21 protein-coding genes are annotated in these 20,651 nt (G+C 69.2%); 12 read left to right on the top strand and 9 right to left on the bottom strand.

All coding sequences use genetic code 11. The features are described 5' to 3' along the window. Positions 1 to 158 precede the first annotated feature (158 nt). The gene (locus AC1MED_RS02235) at positions 159 to 395 is read left to right on the top strand and encodes a hypothetical protein (protein ID WP_346958506.1); all 237 of its coding nucleotides are present in this window, start codon (positions 159 to 161) and stop codon (positions 393 to 395) included. 86 nt (positions 396 to 481) lie between these two features. Here AC1MED_RS02235 and AC1MED_RS02230 read toward each other — a convergent pair whose 3' ends face one another. From AC1MED_RS02230 to AC1MED_RS02215, 4 genes are all read right to left on the bottom strand, one after another. Next, complete coding sequence (locus tag AC1MED_RS02230) at positions 482 to 718, bottom strand: hypothetical protein (RefSeq protein WP_479785248.1); 237 nt, start codon at positions 716 to 718, stop codon at positions 482 to 484. Between the two features lie 151 nt (positions 719 to 869). After that, complete coding sequence (hutH, locus tag AC1MED_RS02225) at positions 870 to 2,462, bottom strand: histidine ammonia-lyase (RefSeq protein WP_346958504.1); 1,593 nt, start codon at positions 2,460 to 2,462, stop codon at positions 870 to 872. A 5-nt stretch (positions 2,463 to 2,467) separates the two neighbouring features. Beyond that, positions 2,468 to 4,183 carry a urocanate hydratase gene (locus AC1MED_RS02220; RefSeq protein ID WP_479785247.1) on the bottom strand — a complete coding sequence of 572 codons (1,716 nt, stop codon included), beginning with the start codon at positions 4,181 to 4,183 and terminating at the stop codon, positions 2,468 to 2,470. Between the two features lie 161 nt (positions 4,184 to 4,344). Beyond that, entirely contained in the window at positions 4,345 to 5,220 is an 876-nt protein-coding gene (locus AC1MED_RS02215; RefSeq protein ID WP_479786746.1) for an IclR family transcriptional regulator, read from the bottom strand. A 217-nt stretch (positions 5,221 to 5,437) separates the two neighbouring features. On the opposite strand from AC1MED_RS02215, the gene AC1MED_RS02210 reads away from it, so the two are divergent. The 4 genes from AC1MED_RS02210 to AC1MED_RS02195 all read left to right on the top strand — a co-directional run bounded on the left by AC1MED_RS02210 (position 5,438) and on the right by AC1MED_RS02195 (position 6,929). Next, entirely contained in the window at positions 5,438 to 5,776 is a 339-nt protein-coding gene (locus AC1MED_RS02210; protein WP_479785246.1) for a hypothetical protein, read from the top strand. After that, a complete protein-coding gene (locus AC1MED_RS02205; protein ID WP_479785245.1) occupies positions 5,773 to 6,252 on the top strand; it encodes a hypothetical protein in 480 nt (159 codons plus the stop codon). Before AC1MED_RS02210 ends, AC1MED_RS02205 begins: the two co-directional genes overlap by 4 nt. Before the next feature lie 102 nt (positions 6,253 to 6,354). Then, positions 6,355 to 6,636, top strand: coding sequence for a hypothetical protein (locus AC1MED_RS02200; protein WP_479785244.1), 282 nt, complete (start codon positions 6,355 to 6,357; stop codon positions 6,634 to 6,636). Positions 6,637 to 6,734: 98 nt separating this feature from the next. After that, a complete protein-coding gene (locus tag AC1MED_RS02195; RefSeq protein ID WP_346958498.1) occupies positions 6,735 to 6,929 on the top strand; it encodes a helix-turn-helix domain-containing protein in 195 nt (64 codons plus the stop codon). Between the two features lie 45 nt (positions 6,930 to 6,974). On the opposite strand, the gene AC1MED_RS02190 is transcribed toward AC1MED_RS02195, so the two are convergent. The 3 genes from AC1MED_RS02190 to AC1MED_RS02180 all read right to left on the bottom strand — a co-directional run bounded on the left by AC1MED_RS02190 (position 6,975) and on the right by AC1MED_RS02180 (position 9,959). Further along, positions 6,975 to 7,607, bottom strand: coding sequence for a flavin reductase family protein (locus AC1MED_RS02190; RefSeq protein ID WP_346958497.1), 633 nt, complete (start codon positions 7,605 to 7,607; stop codon positions 6,975 to 6,977). Between the two features lie 160 nt (positions 7,608 to 7,767). Beyond that, complete coding sequence (locus AC1MED_RS02185; RefSeq protein WP_346958496.1) at positions 7,768 to 8,517, bottom strand: 3-hydroxybutyrate dehydrogenase; 750 nt, start codon at positions 8,515 to 8,517, stop codon at positions 7,768 to 7,770. Positions 8,518 to 8,579: 62 nt separating this feature from the next. Next, positions 8,580 to 9,959 (bottom strand): MFS transporter, encoded by a 1,380-nt coding sequence (locus AC1MED_RS02180; RefSeq protein WP_479785243.1) that lies wholly within the window; start codon positions 9,957 to 9,959, stop codon positions 8,580 to 8,582. Between the two features lie 133 nt (positions 9,960 to 10,092). Between AC1MED_RS02180 and AC1MED_RS02175 the strand changes: the two genes are divergently transcribed. After that, positions 10,093 to 11,010 (top strand): LysR family transcriptional regulator, encoded by a 918-nt coding sequence (locus AC1MED_RS02175; RefSeq protein WP_346958494.1) that lies wholly within the window; start codon positions 10,093 to 10,095, stop codon positions 11,008 to 11,010. Between the two features lie 27 nt (positions 11,011 to 11,037). Here AC1MED_RS02175 and AC1MED_RS02170 read toward each other — a convergent pair whose 3' ends face one another. Continuing rightward, positions 11,038 to 11,940, bottom strand: a complete 903-nt coding sequence (locus AC1MED_RS02170) for a spermidine synthase (protein ID WP_346958651.1) — start codon at positions 11,938 to 11,940, stop codon at positions 11,038 to 11,040. A gap of 180 nt (positions 11,941 to 12,120) precedes the next feature. On the opposite strand from AC1MED_RS02170, the gene AC1MED_RS02165 reads away from it, so the two are divergent. From AC1MED_RS02165 to AC1MED_RS02140, 6 genes are all read left to right on the top strand, one after another. Beyond that, positions 12,121 to 12,981 (top strand): ATP synthase subunit B family protein, encoded by an 861-nt coding sequence (locus tag AC1MED_RS02165; RefSeq protein WP_479785242.1) that lies wholly within the window; start codon positions 12,121 to 12,123, stop codon positions 12,979 to 12,981. Next, a complete protein-coding gene (locus AC1MED_RS02160) occupies positions 12,978 to 13,409 on the top strand; it encodes a phage holin family protein (protein ID WP_346958492.1) in 432 nt (143 codons plus the stop codon). The genes AC1MED_RS02165 and AC1MED_RS02160 overlap by 4 nt, the downstream gene beginning before the upstream one ends. A 15-nt stretch (positions 13,410 to 13,424) precedes the next feature. Continuing rightward, on the top strand, positions 13,425 to 14,021 hold the full coding sequence (locus AC1MED_RS02155; RefSeq protein ID WP_346958491.1) for a DUF3618 domain-containing protein: 597 nt from the start codon (positions 13,425 to 13,427) through the stop codon (positions 14,019 to 14,021). Between the two features lie 82 nt (positions 14,022 to 14,103). Continuing rightward, a complete protein-coding gene (locus AC1MED_RS02150; RefSeq protein WP_479785241.1) occupies positions 14,104 to 15,258 on the top strand; it encodes a YihY/virulence factor BrkB family protein in 1,155 nt (384 codons plus the stop codon). A gap of 223 nt (positions 15,259 to 15,481) precedes the next feature. Beyond that, positions 15,482 to 16,333 (top strand): universal stress protein, encoded by an 852-nt coding sequence (locus tag AC1MED_RS02145; protein ID WP_479785240.1) that lies wholly within the window; start codon positions 15,482 to 15,484, stop codon positions 16,331 to 16,333. Positions 16,334 to 16,402: 69 nt separating this feature from the next. Beyond that, positions 16,403 to 17,407 (top strand): zinc-dependent alcohol dehydrogenase family protein, encoded by a 1,005-nt coding sequence (locus AC1MED_RS02140; RefSeq protein ID WP_479785239.1) that lies wholly within the window; start codon positions 16,403 to 16,405, stop codon positions 17,405 to 17,407. Positions 17,408 to 17,423: 16 nt separating this feature from the next. Here AC1MED_RS02140 and AC1MED_RS02135 read toward each other — a convergent pair whose 3' ends face one another. Further along, positions 17,424 to 20,630, bottom strand: coding sequence for an HAD family hydrolase (locus AC1MED_RS02135; RefSeq protein ID WP_479785238.1), 3,207 nt, complete (start codon positions 20,628 to 20,630; stop codon positions 17,424 to 17,426). Positions 20,631 to 20,651 lie beyond the last annotated feature (21 nt).

The following is a 20,651-nucleotide window of genomic DNA, read 5'->3' as shown; positions in this document are numbered from 1 at the left end:
GCCCGGAATGGGTCGGGGCGCCGTTCCCAAAAGAACGGCGCCCCTCGCCTAAAAGATATACCGCCACCTGCACACTATCGGCTCCGGGCCGGGACGCCACGCCGGACAGACTAGAATGGAGGGCGGCCAACCGGCCGGATTCTAGGAAAGACCAGTTAATGAACACACACACCATGCGGACCCAGGCCTCTGACGCAACGTCCATCAAGCTCTCGTTCGCCAGTGCCCACGAGGTCCACTACGGCCTCGAAAACGCCGTCAACACCCTGATCGCCTCGGCCGTCCAGGACCGCCGCTGCGGGATCCGGGTTACCCGCCACGAGCCGGGCGCCTACACCGTGGCACTGGATGACACCGTGCCGTTCGGCGAGACCCACGAGGACGTCGCCGCCTAGCCTGCGCGGGCCGGGACAGGCCAAGGGCCGGTGAGGGATGCACCCCTCACCGGCCCTTTTTCCTTGCCCCTGGCGGGGCGGGGCGCCTAGCTCCGCCGCACCTGGACGCCGTCGGACTTCAGGAACAGCTGCGTCTCCGACGGCCCTGCCGGCACCAGCCAGAGCACGTTGCCGCTGGAGGAAACCTCTTCGACTTCGCCGGCTGCCAGAAGCTGCGCGTGCTTCAGGATTTCCACCCGGTCCCCCGTCTTGAGGCTCCTCCAGTCGGAAACCGTGGCGGCGAATGCCGTGCGCCTGGACATAACCGTCCCGCGTGCTTTCATGAACTTCTACCCCTTTGTAGGTTCTTGCCACAACATCGTTGGTGTGGGCTTGATCATATTTTTACTACAATTCCTCCGGGCCCGCCCGCCGTGTTGCCGAACATTTCGGAGGCCCTCAGGAAATCCCGGGTACCGCGTATTTTGTTTGCCGTCAGGCCAGATTTCCGACGGCGGATTCGGCGGCGGCGCGCACCTTGCCCGACGCCACCAGCCGGTCCGCGGCTTCCAGTTCTGGCGAGAGGAACCGGTCGGCGCCCGGGCCGTCGACGACGTCGCGCAACACCGCGATGACCGCGGCGCCGGCCGGTCCCGGCGTCAGTTCACCGCCGGAGAGCTGCGTGCGGATGTCCAGGGCGCGGGCGGAAGTCACCAGCTCGATCGCCAGGACGCGGCGCAGGTTCTCCACCGCGCGGCGCAGCTTGCGGGCCGCGTGCCAGCCCATCGACACGTGGTCCTCCTGCATGGCCGAGCTGGGGATCGAGTCCACCGACGCCGGCACGGCCAGCCGTTTGTTGTCCGAGACCAGCCCGGCCTGGGTGTACTGCGCGATCATCAGGCCGGAGTCGACGCCGGGGTCCGCGGCGAGGAAGGCGGGAAGCCCGTGCGAGCGGGCCGGGTCCAGCATCCGGTCGGTGCGACGCTCGGCAATGGAACTCAGATCCGCGACGGCGATGGCCAGGAAGTCCAGCACGTAGGCCACCGGGGCGCCGTGGAAGTTGCCGTTGGAGCTGACCCGGCCGTCTGGCAGGACCACCGGGTTGTCGATCGCGGCCGCCAGTTCGCGGGAGGCCACCAGTGCCGCGTGGTCCACGGTGTCGCGGACGGCGCCGGCCACCTGGGGGGCGCAGCGCAGCGAGTAGGCGTCCTGGACCTTGGTGTCGTTGATCCGGTGCGAGGCCACGATCGGGGAGTTGGACAGCACCCGGAGCATGTTGTCCGCGGAGGCGGCCTGGCCCGGGTGTGGCCGGAGCGCGGCGTGCAGTTCGGGGAGGAACACCTGGTCGGTGCCGAGCAGCGCCTCGACGCTGAGCGCGGCGGTGATGTCCGCCGTCGTGAGCAGCTGGCGGAGGTCCGCGATGGCCATCAGCAGCATCCCCAGCATGCCCTCGGTGCCGTTGACCAGGGCCAGGCCTTCCTTTTCTGCCAGGGTGACGGGTTCAATGCCGTGCGCGGCGAGGAGCTCCGCGACCGGACGGCCGTCCTTGGCGCCGTACAGCTCGCCGTCGGGACCCAACGCTTCGCCCTCGCCCATCAGGACCAGGGCGCAGTGGGACAGCGGCGCGAGGTCGCCCGAGCAGCCCAGCGAGCCGAATTCGCGTACCACCGGGGTGATGCCGGCGTTGAGGACATCCACCATGGTCTGCAGCACCACGGGGCGGACGCCGGTGCGGCCGGAGGCGAGAGTCTTGGCGCGCAGGAACATGATGCCGCGGACCACCTCGCGTTCCACGGCCGGGCCCATGCCGGCGGCGTGGCTGCGGATCAGCGACTTCTGCAGCTGGGTGCGCAGCTGGTTGGGGATGTGCCGGTTGGCCAGCGCCCCGAAGCCGGTGGAGATTCCGTAGGCCGGGGTCTCGCTGTGCGCGAGGTCGTCGATGTGGGCGCGCACCGTGGCGACGGCGTCGAGGGCGTCCTGGGCGATGGTCACCTTGGCGTCGTGGCGGGCGACGGCGACGACGTCCTCCGGGGTGACGCCGCTGGCGCCGAGGGTGACGGTGAGCGGAGCTTGCGTTGTCAGGGTCATGATTCCTACTTCTTTGCTTCTGCGGAGTCCGTGGGGAGCATCGGGATGCGGACGCCGCGTTCTTTCGCGACCTCGACGGCGCGCTCGTAGCCGGCGTCGGCGTGGCGGATGACGCCCATGCCGGGGTCATTGGTGAGCAGGCGTTCGAGCTTCTCCGCAGCGAGGTCCGTGCCGTCGGCCACGGAGACCTGGCCGGCGTGGATGGAGCGGCCGATCCCGACGCCGCCGCCGTGGTGGATGGAGACCCAGGTGGCGCCGGACGCCGTGTTGAGCAGCGCGTTCAGCAGCGGCCAGTCGGCGATCGCGTCGGAGCCGTCCGCCATCGCCTCGGTCTCACGGTACGGGGAGGCGACTGAGCCCGAGTCCAGGTGGTCGCGGCCGATCACGATGGGCGCCTTGACCTTGCCCTCCCTGACCAGCTGGTTGAACAGCAGTCCGGCCTTGGCGCGGTCGCCGTAGCCCAGCCAGCAGATCCGGGCCGGCAGGCCCTCGAACTCCACGCGCTCGGCGGCGGCGTCGATCCAGCGGTGCAGGTGCTTGTTCTCCGGGAAGAGTTCCTTGATGGCCTTGTCCGTGACCGCGATGTCCTCCGGGTCACCGGAGAGTGCCACCCAGCGGAACGGGCCCAGGCCCTCGCAGAACAGCGGCCGGATGTACGCCGGGACGAAGCCGGGGAATTCGAAGGCGCGCGTGTAGCCGCCCTTGCGGGCCTCGTCGCGGATGGAGTTGCCATAGTCGAATACCTCGGCGCCGGCGTCCTGGAACTCGACCATGGCCGCCACGTGCCTGGCCATCGAGGCCTGGGCCTTCTTGGTGAAGCCCTCGGGATCGGCTGCGGCCTCGCTGTGCCATTCCTCGACCGTGATGCCCTCGGGCAGGTAGCTCAGCGGGTCGTGCGCGGAAGTCTGGTCAGTGACGATGTCCACGGTGAGCTCGCCGGCGTTGTGGCGGCGCAGGATCTCGGGGAACACCTCGGCGGCGTTGCCGACATAGCCGACGGACCAGCCGCGGCGCTCTTCCTTGGCTTTGAGCACCTTGGCGATGGCGGCGTCGAGGTCGGTCTCCACCTCGTCGAGGTAGCGCTTGCCGGCGCGTCGGCGCAGGTGGCTCTCGTCGACGTCGACAATCAGGCAGGCGCCCTCGTTCAGGGTGACGGCGAGCGGCTGCGCGCCGCCCATGCCGCCGCAGCCGCCGGTGAGGGTCAAGGTGCCGGCGAGGGTGCCGTTTTCGTCCCCGGTGAGCTTGCGGGCGATCGCGGCGAAGGTCTCGAAGGTGCCCTGCAGGATGCCCTGGGTGCCGATGTAGATCCAGGACCCGGCGGTCATCTGGCCGTACATCATCAGCCCCTCGGCCTCGAGCCGGCGGAATTCGGGCCAGTTCGCCCAGTCGCCGACGAGGTTGGAGTTCGCCAGCAGCACCCGGGGCGCCCATTCGTTGGTGCGGAAAACGCCGACCGGCTTGCCGGACTGGACCAGCAGGGTTTCGTCCTTTTCCATGGTTTCCAGGGTGCGGGTGATCGCGTCGAACGCCGCCCAGCTGCGGACGGCGCGGCCGGTGCCGCCGTAGACCACCAGGTCATCAGGGCGTTCGGCCACCTCGGGGTCCAGGTTGTTCATCAGCATGCGCAGCGGGGCTTCGGTCTGCCAGCTCTTGGCGGTGAGCTCGGTGCCGCGGGCTGCTTTGACCGGGCGGGCACCGGTGGTGAAGTCGGCGGGTGCCATGAGGGGCTCCTTTGTTGTCTCGGGTGGTTCCTGGCAAGAGGTTCTGTATCAACTAAAGCCTGTCCGCAGCCCCGGAAACAGGGGCTTCCGGCGGGTGCTGTCCGGGATTCCAGACCCGACCGGCTCGCGGTTGGCGTCGATTTGAGCGCCCGGAACGGCAACTAGAGCGAGCTGGTTAGGCTGGGGCGCCCATGGATCCGGACCGAGAGATCGTCCGCCACCTTCTTGACCCGCGCGGCCAGCACCGGCCACTGGTCCGCCGGCAGCTTGTCCTCCAGAAACGTCACGGCTACGGCGGCCGTCGGCCAGCCCGCGTGGTCCGTGACGGCGGCCGCGATCGAACCAAAGCCCGGCGTCACCTCGCCGTGTTCCGTGGCGTAGCCCCGCTGCCGGACCTGGTCCAGGTGGGAGGACAAGGCCGAGTACTTGGTGATCGGTGATTCGGTCTCGTGCCGGGCACTGAAAGCCGCGGCGTTCGGGTACAGCGCGCGGACCTGGGACTTCGGCAGCGCGGCCAGGATCGCGCGTCCGCTCGCGGTGAGGTGGCTGGGCAGCCGGACGCCGACGTCGGTCACGAGGGAGGGGCGGTTCTTGGCCCGCTCCTCGACGATGTAGAGCACGTCCCGGCCGTGCAGCACGGCCAGGTGCGCGCTCTCCCCGATCACGTCCACGAGCGATGCGAGCATGGGCCGGCCCAGCCGGGAAAGCGGCTCCTGGCGTGAATAGGCGGAGCTGAGCTCGAAGGCGCTGATGCCGAGGCCGTAGCGCTGTTCTTCGTGCAGGTGGAGCACGAATCCGTTCGCCTCCATCACCCCCAGCAGGTGGTAGACGCTGGAGCGGGGCAGGCCCAGGGACGTGGCAATGTTCGACGCCGCCATCGGCCCGCGCTTGGAGGCCAGCAGTTTCAGGATGCGCAGCGTATTTTCGGCAGCAGGTACCTTGGACGCCGCCCTGGCGGCGGCCGGCTTCGGTACGGCCGCGTTCGGTACGGGGCTGGTGGCTTCCCCGGGCTGGGCAGTGCGGCTGGCGGCAGGCATGTGTTCCTCTTCGACGTCGGGCGGTGTCCGGTATCCCGTACTCAAGCATGCACCCGGCCCGCTGCCGCCGGGATCGCATCGCCGCACCCTCCTGTCTGGGATACCGGACTTTCGCCGGGTACGTGACGGGGCCCGGCCCGCGGGACTTCCGCCCCTAGCCCGGCCGCGGGGGCGGCGCTTCACTGAAAGGAGCCGCCGGAACACCAGGAGGACCGCCGTGCGCTGGATCGCAGGACTGTTCTTAATCGCCCACGGCCTCGTTCACCTCGCCATCTGGCTGCCGCGGCCGGACGCGAAGGCGCCGTTCAACGTCGGCCGGTCTCCCTTCGCTGGGGAGGTGCGCCGGCTCGCTGTTGCCCTGGCCGTCGCCGCCGCGGCGGTGCTGGGGCTGGCCGGCCTGGGCGTCCTGGTGGCGGCGCCGTGGTGGATCCCGGTCACGGTCGCCGGGGCAGCAATCTCAGCCGCGCTGCTGCTGCTCACCTTCAACCCGTGGTGGCTGATCGGGCTGGGCATCAACACAGCCATCATCGTGCTCGCCATGCAGCAGGCCGGGTGACGGGCGTGAAAAGCGTGCGGCCAGGGCTGCAGGGGGCGGGGCTGAGAGCGGTGAAGACGGTCCACACCCTTGCGTGGTTCACGATCGAATCGGCGATGGTCTATGTCCTGTACGCCGGGTTCCGGGGACATTCCGACCGGAGGGCGGGCCTTGCTGGCGCCATCGTCCTCGCCGAAACTGCGGTCTTTGCGGGCAACGGCTTCCATTGCCCGCTGACGGCGGTGGCTAAGCGACTGGGCGATGCCACCGGATCCGTCACCGACATCTATTTGCCGAAGTGGTTTGCCCGGAACCTCCCGGCGATCCACGTCCCGCTGATCGTGCTGGCAGTATCTTTCCACTGGCGCAACCTCCGCCGTCTGCCACCGCTCGGCCGGCGCGGCGCTGCCACGCGAGTATCAGCTGCGACCGTCCAAGTAGTCCGTGGTGAAGATGAGGTAAATGTTACTCGTGTTACTGGAGGGAGTAATCCCTAGAGTGGCGTGACGGGGGCACCGGAGCAGGGATGGCCGGGCTGGGGGCCCGGCCCCGCCGGTTCCCCCGCGAAGGGGTTCGGTTCGCAGGCAAGGAGCACTCCGATGAGCATTTCCCCAGCACAGCCAATCAGCCCAGCACAACCAGCACGTCCGCGGCCGGCCGGGCGTATTGGCCGGACACTCAGGCAGGCCGTCCACCGCCTGCGCGAGGGCCGCGTCCCGTTCCGGATCGGCGAGGTGGTGGTGGGTGACGACCCTTTCAACGGCCGCAGGGAGGGGAGGGTGGAGGTCATCCGGGCCCCGTACGTCGGGCTGCGCATCCCCGGCACACCGGCCGGAAGCCTGGTTTTCTTCGACCACCGGAACGTACGGCGCCCCGAGTAGATCCCGTCCACGGTCACACCACACCGCGCACCTGCCCGTGCCGGGCAAAGGGGCGGCCGGGGGCAAGGTATGCCGTTCGCATTAAGGAGATCATGTCCATGTTCGCTGCAGATGCCGTGCCCGTTTACCTGACCGCCGCCGAGGTGGCGGTGATGATGCGGGTGTCCAAGATGACCGTCTACAGACTGGTCAAATCCCAGGCCCTGGCGGCAGTCCGCTTCGGAAAGTCCTACCGCATCCCGGAAGCGGCGGTCCGGGATTACATCCGGCAGACCGCCACACCTGCCTCCTGACAGCATCAGGCCGGCGGTCGACGGCGGCCCGCGCCGGTGCGGGCGTTACGCCTCCCGTTCGCCCCTCCGCCGGAAGTCGCCCGGCCAGTCGGACTTCCGGATCCGGCCGAGTTCCTGAACCGGCCCCAGGTGCCCCCACTCGTCGCGCCCCAGCCGGGCCAGCGGCCCGAGCAGGTCGATCCGCGGGTGGTTGCCCTCCAGGACATCGGCAGAGACCGCGGCGTGGGTAACTTCGCCGAACACCAGGACGCAGTCGCCCATGGGCAGGATCGAATGCAGCCGGCACTCCAGTGCCGCCGGCGACTCCGCCACCCGCGGCACGCTGACGGTCAGGCTGGCCTCCCGGGTGACGTGGGCGGCGTCGAACTCGCTGACTTCCGGCGGGAAGTTGGTGCCGGTCGCGTTGACCTCGGCGATGAAATCAGCCGGCGCAAGATTGACCACAAATTCGCCGCGCGCGGAGATGTTCCGCAGCGTGTCCTTCCGGCCCACCGAGGTGAACTGGACGATTGGCGGTGTCACCGACGCAACAGTGAAGAAGGAATGCGGAGCGAGATTGTCCACCCCGTCGGCGGAGGTGCTGGACACCCAGGCAATGGGACGGGGAACGACGACGGCGGTCAGCAGCCGGTAAAACTCTGCGGAGGGCAGGTCGGCGGGGCTGAAATCCTTGCGCATGCCCCCAGCCTAGCGGCACGCCCCCGCCGGCAATCCCGCCCCGGCCAGCATGCCCGGCCGCCAAGCCGGGCGGGACTGACAGACAACGGACCCGCCCGGGCAGTTGCGCCCGGGCGGGTCAGAGCCAGCGCGTCAGAGCCGGCAGGTCAGAGTTAGCGGCCTAACGCGCGGACCAGCCGCCGTCCATCGTGTAGCTCGCACCGGTGACCATGCCGGCGTCGTTCGAGGCCAGCCAGGCCACCAGCGAGGCGACCTCCTCCGGTTCGACCAGCCGCTTCACGGCGGCCTCGGTGAGCATGATCTTGCTCAGCACCTCGGACTCCGGAATGCCGTGCACCTTGGCCTGGTCCGCAATCTGCGATTCGACCAGCGGAGTCCGGACATACCCGGGGTTGATGCAGTTGGACGTGACGCCGTGGGCGCCGCCCTCCAGCGCCGTGACCTTGCTCAGCCCTTCCAGCCCATGCTTGGCCGAGACGTAGGCGCTCTTGAACGGCGAGGCCCGGAGTCCGTGCACCGAGGACAGGTTGATGATCCGGCCGAAGCCGTTGGCGTACATGTGCGGCAGCGCGGCCCGGATCAGCAGGAACGGGGCCTCCAGCATGAGCGTGACGATGCGCCGGAAGTCGGCCGGATCAAAGTCCTCGATCGGGCTGATGCGCTGGATCCCGGCGTTGTTGACCAGGATGTCGCAATCCAGGCTGAGCGTCTGCAGCGCTTCGACGTCGAGCAGGTTGACCGCCCACGCGGTCCCCCCGACCTCGTCGGCCAGGGCGGTGGCGGCGGCTTCGTCGACGTCGGCAACCACCACCTTCGCGCCCCGCGCGGCGAGGGCACGGACGCTGGCCGCGCCGATCCCGCCCGCGCCGCCGGTGACCAGTGCCTTGCGGCCGTTGAGCGTATTTTCCATTTCCCAGCCCTCCAGTTCAGAAATTCACGGTGATCAGATTCAAGCAGGTCAGAGTCGAGCAGTCAGCGGGTGCCCGCGACGGCGAGGCTTTCACGTTCCGCGTCGGCCCGGTCCACGTCCTCGAGGGCGATGCCCTTGGTCTCCTTGAGGCTGAGCACCGCCGCCGTGGTGATGGCACAGGCCACGACAAGGTAGATGGCGGTGGGCAGCCAGGAGCCGGTGTCCTTGAGCCAGGCGGTGGCCAGCAGCGGCGCCAGCGAGCCGGCGAAGATCGAGGTGACCTGCGAGCCCAGCGAGACGCCGGCGTAGCGCATCCGGGTGGGGAACAGTTCCGACATCAGGGCCGGCTGGCCGGCGTACATGAACGCGTGGAGGCACAGGCCGATCGTCACGGCCAGCACAATGACCACCGGGTTGCGGGTGTCGAACATCGGGAAGGCGAAAAACGGCCAGGTGGCACCGGTGATGGCGCCGACCAGGTAGACCGGCTTGCGGCCCCAGCTGTCCACGAGCCTGCCGACCTGCGGGATGACCAGGAAGTGGATGAGGTGCGCGATCAGCAGTGCCAGCAGCAGCGAGGACGTGTCGTACTTGTGCACGCTCTTGAGGTACACGATCGCGAAGCTCACCACGAGGTAGTACATGATGTTTTCCGCGAACCGGAGGCCCATGGCCTGCAGGATGCCCTTGGGGTACTTGCGGATCACCTCGCGGACGCCGTAGCTGGCGGCCTGTTCCTGCTCCAGCTGCGCCTTGGCCTCAAGGAAAATCGGGGCTTCGGAGACGTTGGTGCGGATGTAGTAGCCGACGAACACGATCACCGCGGAGAGCCAGAATGCCACGCGCCAGCCCCAGCCAAGGAAATCGGCGGCGCTGAGGACATTGGACATGATGAACAGGACGAGGGTGGCCAGCAGGTTGCCGACCGGGACGGCGGCCTGGGGCCAGCTGGACCAGAAGCCGCGGGACTCGTTCGGGCTGTGTTCGGCGACGAGCAGCACGGCGCCGCCCCATTCGCCGCCCAGCGCGAAGCCCTGGATGAAGCGCAGCGCGACCAGCAGGGCCGGCGCGAGGTAGCCGATCTCGGCGAAGCCCGGCAGGCAGCCCATCAGGAACGTGGACACACCGATGATCACGATGGTCAGCTGCAGGGTGGGCTTGCGGCCCAGCTTGTCGCCGATCTGGCCGAAGACGATGCCGCCGAGCGGGCGGGCGACGAAGCCGACAGCGTAGGTCAGGAATGCCTGGATGATGCCGTCCAGCTCATTGCCGGTGGCGGGGAAGAAGTACTTGCCGAACACCAGGGTGGCGGCGGTGGCGTAGAGGAAGAATTCGTACCATTCCACGACGGTGCCGACCATCGATGCGGCGACGATCTTCTTGAGGCCTGCGCCCTTGGCGGGTGCGGCGGGGGGTGTTGCGGAGCGTTGATCTACGCTCATCTGGTTCTCCTTAGTGTCCACGATGACACGCGCTGTGATGCACGGCACTGAAAATGGGCCTCATCGAGTATCGCCGCACATTCTGGGCTGCTCAATGGCCAAAGCGGCACGATGTGTGTGCAGAATTGCAGATATGAATGCGAATCCTGATGACCTGCTGGTGCTGCTGGCGGTCTCCCGCTCGGCGAAATTTACGACGGCGGCCCAGGTCCTCGGCCTGAACCACACCACGGTTTCGCGCCGGATCGCGGCCCTGGAGAAGGCCCTCGGCGGACGCGTGCTCTCTCGCGCCTCGGGCGGCTGGGAACTGACCGAACTCGGCGCCGCGGCGGTCGCCGTCGCCGAACAGGTCGAAGGCGCGGTGCGCTCGCTCGAAAAGCCGGGATCGACGCCGGACCCGGTCACCGGCGTCGTCCGGATGACCGCAACCGACGGGTTCAGCGCCTATATCGCCGCCCCTGCGGTGGCCCGGCTGCGCCGCGACCATCCCGGGCTCAGCGTGGAGATCATCACGGTGACCCGGCGGGCGCTGCAGCAGCGCTCCGGGCTGGATATCGAGGTGGTGGTCGGCGAGCCGCAGGTGCACCGGGCCGAGGCGGCCCGGCTCGGCGAATACATGCTGGGCATGTACGCCTCACGGAGCTACCTGGCCGAGTACGGGACGCCGCGGTCGGTGGACGAACTGAAGGCCCATCCCCTGGTCTACTTCGTCGATTCCATGCTGCAGGTGGACGACCTGGACGCCCCGCGGCGGCTGGTGCCGACCATGCGGGACGGGCTGAGCTCCACCAACGTTTTTGTCCACGTCGAGGCGACGCGGGCCGGGGCCGGCATCGGCTTCCTGCCCTGCTTCGCCGCGGACCTGCACCCGGACCTGGTCAGGCTGCTGCCGGACGAGTTCGCGGAACTGCTCCCCTACTGGATGGTCCTGCGGCCCGACTCGATGCGCCGCCCCGCCGTCGCCGCGCTCGTCCAGGCCCTGCGCGAGCAGACCGACGCGCACCGCGAGGCGCTGATGGGCCGGGCCGGGTACGCAGCCATTGCTCCGTAGGCGCCGTTTTGGGGCCGCAAAAGGGCGCTACGGAGCAGCCGACGCAGGGTCGTGACGGACGGCGGCGCCGGCGGCGAACGCCCGCACCCTGTCGTCGTGCCAGATGTGGGCCGGGACCGCGCCGCCCAGCAGCCGGCGCGCGAGGCCGGGGTCGTCGTCGAACGGCGAGTCGCTGCCGGCGATGATCATGTTGCCGTAGCGCCGGCCCTTGAGCATGGCCGGGTCGGCGATGATCACGGTGTGTTCGAAGGCGGCTGCGATCGTTGCGGCGTCCTCCCGCGCGTTGGCCAGGGCGGGGGCGTCGCCGGAGTTCACCAAATAAATTCCGCCGGGTGCCAGGACGCGCTGGGCGTGCTCGGTGAACTCGCTGGTGGTGAGCGGCCGGGGGGTGAGTGAACCGGCGAAGACGTCGCGGATGATGAGGTCCCGCGTCTGCGGCGTGAGGCTCTCGGTGACCTCGCGGGCCTCCCCCACGCGCAGCCGCAGCAGCGGCGCCTTGGGCAGGTCGAACCAGCCGCGGACGTACTCGGCGAGTTTGCCGTCCAGTTCCACCACCACCTGGCGGGCGTCCGGATAGGCGGCATGGAAGTAGCGTGCCAGTGAGCAGGCTCCCCCGCCAAGGTGCAGGGCACGCAGCTTGGGACGGGCCGCCGGCGGCCAGCGGGATTCCACCAGCGCGGCGATCCAGCGCATGTATTCAAAGTCGAGGAACAGCGGGTCGGCCAGGTCGATGTGCGAGCTCATAACGCCGTTGATCCGCAGCAGCCAGCCGGTTGAATTGTCCTGGTCCGGGATCAGCTCGCAATCGCCGGTGTCGATGTAATAGACGCCCGCGACGGGGCCGTCCGGGCGCGAGCCTTTCGGCACTTCCACCACTCCCGGCGTCCCGGTTCCGGAGTTGCGGCTGGCCGCTCTGCCCCGTTTGGCCATTAGCCGTGCGCCGTTTCGCTCATGGTCCAACCCTAGCGGCTGGGATTCCCCGAATTTCAGGATCTTCTTGTAATCGGATGCAAAGCGTGCTTACTATTCATTAGTAATCATGCTTACTATTCGCGTTCGGCGCTGCTGGTCTTTCCACCGGCAGCAGATCTACAAGGAAAGAGAGCGACGATGACAGAGAACCAATGGCCCCAGGACACCACCTACGGCACCCCCGGTGTGGCGCAGGGAGAGTCGGACCTGCGGCAGAGCTCGACGTTCCCGCCCGCTTCCACCGGGACTTCAACCGGGACGTCTTCAAAGACCGAGGCCGCCAAGGGCGAAGCCAGCGAAGTGAAGCAGCAGGCCGCGGAATCGGCCCAGAACGTCACCGAAACGGCGAAGGCCGAAGCGGCGAACGTGGCCGGTGAGGTCAAGAGCAACGCAAAGGACCTCATCAACCAGGCGCGCACGGACCTCACCGCCCAGGCCGGCACGCAGCAGCAGAAGGCTGCCCAGGGCCTGCGCTCTATCTCCAGCGAACTGCACACGATGGCTGATGCTTCCGACCAGCCCGGCGTCGCGACCGACCTGATCCGGCAGGCCGCCGAACGGTCACAGTCCGTGGCTACCTGGCTGGACAACCGCGACCCGGGTTCGCTGCTCAGCGAAGTGAAGTCCTTTGCCCGCCAGCGCCCCGGCACCTTCCTGCTGGCCGCTGCCGGTGCCGGCATCCTGGCCGGACGCCTGAGCCGCAGCCTCAGCGCGGGCGCCCCTGACACGGCAACCACGGGCACCACCGGCACCCCGGCGCAGTACAGCGCACCGGTCACCCGGGTCCCGGACACCGGCGTCGCGGTCCCCCCGCCGCCGGTAACCTACCCGGAAGCCACGACCGCCGGCGTCGCCGATACCTACCCGCCCAGCCCGCTTGAGGGCACCGGTGCGCACGCCGACCAGTGGGCAAACGACCCGCTGGCCGCCGATCCGTACCGGATCGATCCCACCGTCGATCCCGACCGTAAGGATCCGTTCGACGGAGGCCGTCGATGAGCAGCGAGATGCCCACGGGCGCCCCGATGCCTCCCTCGGAGGCCCACGTGAAAGCGGAGACCAGTTCCCTGGGCGATCTGCTCGGTGACGTCACACGGGACATGTCCACCCTGATGCGTCAGGAAGTGGAACTTGCCAAGGCCGAACTGAAGCAGACCACCAGCCGGGCCGGCAAAGGCAGCGGTATGCTTGCCGGCGCCGGAGTCGCTGGCCACTTCGTCCTGCTGTTCCTCTCCCTTGCCCTCTGGTGGGGCCTGGGAACGCTGATGGGGCTGGGATGGTCCGGCGTCGTCGTCGCGATCATCTGGGGCGTCATCGGCGCCGTACTGGCCTCGATGGGCCGCAAGGAACTCAAAGCGATCAAGGGCATGCCCCAGACCGCCGAGACGATCCAGGAAATTCCCCCCACCCTCAAGCCCAGCCACTAGAGCGAGGAAAACACAATGAGTGAAAACCCGGATGCCATCCGCGCCGACATTGAAGCAACCCGCGCCCGGCTCGGCACGAACGTCGACGCCGTGGCCGACAAGGTCACCCCGTCGCACATCGTCCAGCGCCAGACTGACAAGGTCAAGGACGCCGTCTTCGGAGTGAAGGAGAAAGTCATGGGAGCAGCCGACCACACCGCCGGCAACGTGCATTCCGCGGGCGGCAGCGCCGCCTCGCACCTGAACGACGCCGGCTCCGCCGTCGCCGACGCACCGCACCTTGCCAAGACCAAGACCCAGGGCAATCCGCTTGCTGCCGGGCTGATCGCCTTCGGCGCCGGCCTGCTGGTGTCCTCGCTGATTCCGGCGAGCCAGAAGGAACGCGAGGCGGCGGACGCCTTGAAGACTGCCGCCGAGCCGCTCACCACCGAGCTGACCGAGGCTGCCCAGCACGTGGCCGAGGGGCTCAAGGAGCCCGCCCAGGCGGCTATGGAGAACGTCAAGGCAACCGCCACGGACGCCGCCCAGAACGTCAAGGGTGAAGGCCAGAGCGCCGTCTCCGACGTGAAGGACCGCGCGGCCGACGCCAAGGACAACGTCCAGCAGGCCTAGCCCGACCCGGAAGACGGCCGGTTGCCCTCGCTGACGCGCTGGGCAGCCGGCCGCTGCGCTTAACCCACGAAAGAAGATTCCGATGGCCAAGAACCTCACCAAGGCGGACACTGGCTCCATGGACGACGCCGAAACCGCGAAGAGCAGCACCGCCAAAGCCCGGACCGCACCCGCGCCGGACGATGCCCGCAAGCCGGACAGCCCCGGGGACGTCACCAAGCCGTCCTGGAAGTACATCGCGACAAAGACGTTGCGGGAGTTCACCAAGGACCAGTGCCCCGACCTCGCAGCGTCGCTGACCTATTACTCGGTACTCTCAATCTTCCCGGCGCTGCTGGCGCTGGTGTCCATGTTGGGCATTTTCGGGAACCCCCAGAAAACTACCTCGGCGCTGCTCGATATCGCACAGGGCATCGCCCCGGGCGATACCGTGGACACGATCCGCGGGGTGGTCCAGGACCTGGCAAGCTCGCCGGCCGCCGGCTTCACCCTGATCCTTGGCTTGCTCACCGCTCTCTGGTCCGCGTCCGGCTACGTGGGCGCGTTCGGCCGGGCCATGAACCGGGTCTACGAGATCGATGAGGGCAGGCCGTTCCTCAAGCTGCGCGGCACCATGCTCGGCGTCACGGTCGTCAACCTGCTGATCGTCGTCGTGCTGGCCGCGATGCTGGTGCTCAGCGGCCCGGTGGCGGAATCCGTCGGGAACATGATCGGCCTCGGCGGCGCCTTCCTGGCCGTCTGGAACATCGCCAAATGGCCGGTGATGCTGGTGCTGGTCGTCCTCGCGATCGCCATCCTTTACTACGCCACCCCCAACGTCAAGCAGCCGAAATTTCGCTGGATGAGCATGGGCTCGGCCATCGCCCTGGTGGTCTTCCTGCTGGCCTCCCTCGCTTTCGGTTTCTACGTGGCCAACTTCAGCAGCTACAACAAGACCTACGGTGCGATCGGCGGCGTGATCATCGCGCTGCTCTGGCTCTGGATCCTGAACATGTCGCTGCTCTTCGGCGCCGAGTTCGACGCCGAGACCGAGCGCGGACGCCAGCTCCAGGCCGGCATCGAAGCGGAGGAAACCATCCAGCTGCCGCCGCGCGACACGAAGAAGAGCGACAAGCTGCAGGCGCAGGAGGAAGAGGACATCCGCCGCGGCCGCGAGCTGCGCGAAGAGCACAGCGGCAGCGGGCAGCCCTCCACGGATTACAGCTCCACCGACCGGAACGGGCGCCGCGAAAGCTAGTACCGGGAGGGGAAGCGCCGAACGGCGTCGGACGCGCGGGATACCCGCCGGCCGGCGCCGTTTCCGCGTCCGGCGTCGGGTCACGGCGTCCGGTGCGCACCCCGCAGCCCAGGGGTCCCGGCGTCGGGCGCGGGACCAAAGCCCCTAGCCGCCGCGCCGCCTGACCCGCTGTACTGGGGGGACGCACCGCTGGGGGTGCTGCGTCCGCCTACCGGGAGGATCCATGCCGGCACCCGCAGTTGGTCCCCCGCCCGCCGCCGTCGCCGTGGGCTACGACGGTTCAGAATCCTCGCAACTCGCCGTCCGCTGGGCCGCCGAACATGCCGCCGCACTGGGCCTGCGCCTGCGGGTGGTGCACGCCTGGGTCTGGCCGATGTTCACCAAAGATCTCGGCCCGGTCAAGGGAGTGGCCGGCAGCGGTCTCCGGCATTCCGCCGAGACCATCATCGCTGAAGGTGTGGGGCTGGCCCACGGCGTTGACCCGGGACTCGACGTCGAGGGCGTGATGGAGGCCGGACTGCCCGCACAGATCCTGCGGCAGGCCGCCCGGGATGCCGCCCTGCTCGTGGTGGGAAGCCGCGGCATCGGCGGCGTACTCGGGCACCTGGCCGGCTCGGTCTGCCTGGACCTGGCCGGCTCCGCCCCCTGTCCGCTCATGGTGGTCCGCCGCCCGCACCTGCCCGGCAAGCCCGTCGTCGTGGGCGTCGATGCCGCGGCCCGCAGCCCGGCAGTGCTGGCCGAGGCCGCCCGGCTGGCCGCCGCCGTCGGTGCCGAACTGCAGCTGGTCCACGTGGACCCGGGCCGGGGCGGCAACGCGGAGCCGCACGGCCGGCACGCCCCGCTGCACGGCTCGGACCTCCTGGAGCACGCCCTCGACCAAGCCGGTCGACTCGCCCCCGGGCTGGCGGTCTCCGGGATCCTGAAGGAAGACCACTCCGCGGCCAAGGAACTCGTGGAGGCGGCCGACGAAGCGGACGTGCTGGTGCTGGGCACCCATAACCGTGCCGGAGGCGTCGGCAATACCGTCTCCGCTGTGCTGCACAAGGCCGCCTGCAATGTCATGATTACACGCTGATTCTTAGGCCCCGGGACCAGTGCCTCGTCCAGCCCCGGGGCCGGACGAGGAGCCAGAAAGGGAGGCTCAGTGCGAGCCTGGTGGGTTGCGCAGCCGGGACCGATCGCCACCGGTCCGCTGGTTTCAGGCGAGCGCCCGGACCCCGTCCCCGGCCGCGGCGAAGTACTGGTGCGCGTGCGGGTGTGCGGTGTGTGCCGGACAGACCTGCATCTGGCCGAGGGTGAGCTGGCCCCCAGGCGCCCCGGTGTGGTTCCGGGCCACGAGGTGGTCGGTGAGGTGGTGGGACGCGGCCGCGGCGCGGACCGGTTCCGCCGCGGTGAGCGGGTGGGGGTGGCGTGGCTCGGCGGGACCTGCCGAACCTGCCGGTTCTGCCTGCGCGGGCAGGAAAACCTGTGCTTGTCCCCCACCTTTACCGGCTGGGACCGCGACGGCGGCTACGCCGAACTCATTACCGTCGCCGAGGACTTCGCCTACCGGGTTCCGGAAGCCTTCGACGATGAGGCAGCGGCACCGCTCTTGTGCGCCGGCATCATCGGCTACCGCGCCCTGAGCCGGGCCGAGCTGCCCGTCGGCGGCCGGCTGGGCATCTACGGCTTCGGCGCCTCCGCCCACCTCGCCGCGCAGATTGCGCTCTACCAGGGGGCCCAGGTCTATGTGATGACGCGGTCTCCGGAGGCGCGGCGGCTGGCTCTGGACCTCGGCGCCACCTTTGCCGGCGGGGCCGAGGAGGAACCGCCGGACCCGCTCGACGCCGCCATCCTCTTCGCTCCCGCCGGGACTCTGGTGCCGCCGGCGCTGCGTGCCCTCGACCGTGGCGGGACCCTCGCCGTCGCCGGCATCCACCTCAGCGACATTCCGGCCCTGCACTATGCCGAGGAGCTGTTCCAGGAGCGCCAGCTGCGCAGCGTCACCGCCAACACCCGGGCCGACGGTGAGGAGTTCTTCCGCATCGCCGCAGAGATTCCCCTGCGCCCCACCACGGTCGCCTACCCCTTCGACGCTGCCGACCAGGCGCTGCGTGACCTGGCCGCGGACCGGGTCACCGGCGCCGCCGTCATCCGCGTCGCCCCCTGACCCAGTCCCCGGCCACCTAATGCGAGTCAGTTGGGCGCGGGGCGTTGCGGGGGAATTCGTGCTGCTCGCCGGCCCGGAGCAGCACCCTTTGCGCGCCGACCCGGACCAGCACGGGAGCGGCGTCGCCGGGGGCGGCGGAGACGAGAAGCCGGTCGGTTTCCAGGTGCACGGACAGGAGCTGGTCGCGGTAACGGACCTGAAAGTCCACCCGGCGCAGTTCCGCCGGCAGCCGGGGGGTGAAGTCGAGGGCGTCGCGGGTAATCCGCAGCCCGGCAAAGCTGCGCTGGACGACGTCGATCGAGCCTGCCATCGCGCCCAGATGGATGCCCGAGCTTGTGGTGCCGCCCTGGGTGTCGTCCAGGTCCGCGTCCAGGGCTTCCCGGAACGTCGCCCAGGCGCGTTCCGGATCGCGCTGCGCGAGGACCGAGGCGTGCGCCACCCGGCTCAGCGTGGAGCCGTGCGCGGTGCGGGCCAGGTAGAAATCCACGGTCGCGGCCATCTGCGCGGGGGTGACGGTGTAACCCAGCCGGCCGAGGAACCCCACGAGCTGGTCCTCGCCCAGCACGTACAGCAGCATCAGGACGTCCGCCTGTTTGGCCAGCCGGTAGTGGTTGGTGCTGTCCCCCTCCGCTTCCAGGATGAGGTCCAGCCGTTCGATGTTCCGGTAGCTGCGGCGGTAGTGGTTCCAGTCCAGCTCGCGGAGCGCGCCGTAGCCGGCGAACTGGCTGATGATGCCGTCGCCGTGGAAGGGCACAAACATGCGCCGGCTCAGCCGGGCCCAGGCCGCAATCTCTCCGGCCGTGATGCCGAGCCGGGCACGGAGGTCCTCCATGTCAAAGCCCCGGACGGAGTGCATGATCCATTCGGCCTGGTCGAAGACCCAGGCGGCCATGATGTTGGTGTAGGCGTTGTCATCGAGGCCGCCGCCCGGGTTGCCCGGGGGCCCGGTGTGGTACTCGTCCGGGCCCATCACGCCCCTGAGGTGGAACCGGTCGTCGGTGGCATCGTAATCCGCCATCGAGGCGAACAGCCGGGCGACGTCGACAATCAGTTCCGCGCCATGCTGGGTCAGCCAGCCGCGGTCCTGGGTTGCCTCAAAGTACTGCCACGCGTTGTAGGCCACGGCCAGCCCCACATGGCGCTGGAGGTGGGAGTAGTCCGGCATCCAGTGCCCGGACAATTTGTTGAAGAGCAGCTTTGGGGTCTGCTCGGTGCCGTCGCTGCCGCTCTGCCACGGGAACAGCGCGCCCCGCAGGCCGGCCGCCCGCGCGGCGTCGCGGGCTGTGCCGAGGCGCCGCCAGCGGTAGTCGATCAGCTCCCGGGCGAGCGAGGGCAGCCGGGAGTTCAGCACCGGCAGGACAAACAGCTCGTCCCAGAAGACGTGGCCACGGTAGCCCTCCCCGTGCAGCCCGCGGGCCGGCACCCCGGCGTCCAGCTCGGCCGTGTGCGTCGTCAGCGTCTGCAGCAGGTGGAAGACGTGCAGGTTCAGGATCAGCTGCGCCTGGGAGGGGGCATCGGACTCAATGATGAACGGGGCCAGTAACAGCGACCATGCCCGCTCGTGGTCCGCCAGCAGCGCCTCGAAGCCGCCCGAGCGCGCGAGCACCGCCTCGGCAGCCGTCAGCGGCGAGGAGACCGCGTGGTCCCTGGAACTGGCGACCCCCAGCGTCTTGGTAACCTTCACAGCGGTCCCGTCCGCGGCCGGGACCTCCAAGCGGTGCGCGTACAGGCCGTCCAGCTGCTCGAAGGTGGAATTGGCCGGCCCGGACACCTCAGTGCGCAGTGCCAGTGCGATGCCAATGCGGCTCTGGCTGGTCTGCACCTGCACGCTCAGTCCGACGGCGCCGCGTCCGGCTGTATTCCGCCCACCGGCGGGCTCCCCACCGGCGGACTCGGTTGCCTGCACCGCCGTCAGGTGCCGGTTGGACAGCTGCGCATCCTCGGGAACGTTGGAGTTGGTTACCGCGGTGTCGCAGCCGCTACGGACGCTGATGCTGCCGCTCCAGCCGTCCGCGGTGAGGACGGTTTCCAGCGCTGCCAGATGCGGCTCCGCCATCGACACAATGCGGCGCTGCACCAGCTGCAGCCGCCGCCCGGCGTCGTCCTCCAGCAGCGCTTCGCGGGTGAGCAGCGCGCGTTTAAGGTCCAGGGTGCGGCGTTCCTTCCGGAGCTTCAGGCCGCCTTCGGACCACCACGCGCCGTCCCCGATCCGGAGGTCCAGGTGCAGCCAGTCCGGAATGTTCACCATGTGCTCGTCCACGGTGCGCTGCCCCTGCACGACGCTGGCCAGCCGGTTGTAGACGCCGGCGAGGTAGCTTCCGGGATAGTGGATCTCGCCGCCGCGGTGTTCGGGAGCCGCGCCACGGGTGGCCAGGTAGCCGTTGCCCAGGGTGGTCAGCGCCTCCCGGTGCCCTTCGTGGGCCGGATCGAAGCCTTCGTAGACCAGCATCCACGGGTGGGTGATGACCAGTCCGATGTCCAGTTCGCTGACGTCTTCGACCACGATGTCCGCGCCGGCGTTCTCCAGTTCGGCCCGCCGGCCGGTCCGGTCGATGCCGACGACCAGCCCGAATCCGCCGCGGCGGCCAGCCTCGACCCCGGCGACGGACGCTTCGATGACCATGGCCCGCGCGGGCGGGATATCCAGCCGCCGCACCGCCTCCAGGGCCAGGGCCGGGGACGGTTTGCCGGGGATGGCCTGGCGCAGCGCCGCCTGCCCGTCCGCCACATGGTCGAAGAACCCGTCGAGGCCGACGGCGGCCAGGAGCGTGCCCGCATTGGGAGCGGAGGTAGCCAGCAGCACCGGGATCCGGCCGGCCCGGAGCCGTTCCAGCAGGGCCAGGGTGCTGGGGAAGGCCCGCGGCGGCTGGCCGCGCAACATCTGCCCGAAGAGTTCGTCCTGGCGTTTCCCGAGCCCGAACGCCGTCCAGCCGCCCGGAGCGTCCGCGGGTGAGCCGGCCGGCACTGAAACGCCCCGTGAGGCCAGGAACGCCGAGGCGCCGTCAGCGGGGGTCCGGCCCTCAATGTAGCCGGTGTAGTCGGCGTCGGTGAGCGGGTCCCGGCGGGCGCGCGCCGGGAGCCGGGGGTCCTGGAAAACGTCAGCCAGGAGCCGTTTCCACGCGGCGGCACGGAGCTCGGCGGTATCCAGCACAACGCCGTCCAGTTCGAAGACCACCGCGTCGACGGGCGCCAGGGCAGCTGCAACCGTGGGCGACTCCGTCATGGGCTATTCGTACCAGTCATC

It is taken from the genome of Arthrobacter sp. BI5 (assembly GCF_056680065.1).
The sequence above is the reverse complement of the archived record's forward strand: the minus strand, read 5'-3'. Positions and strand labels throughout refer to the sequence as shown.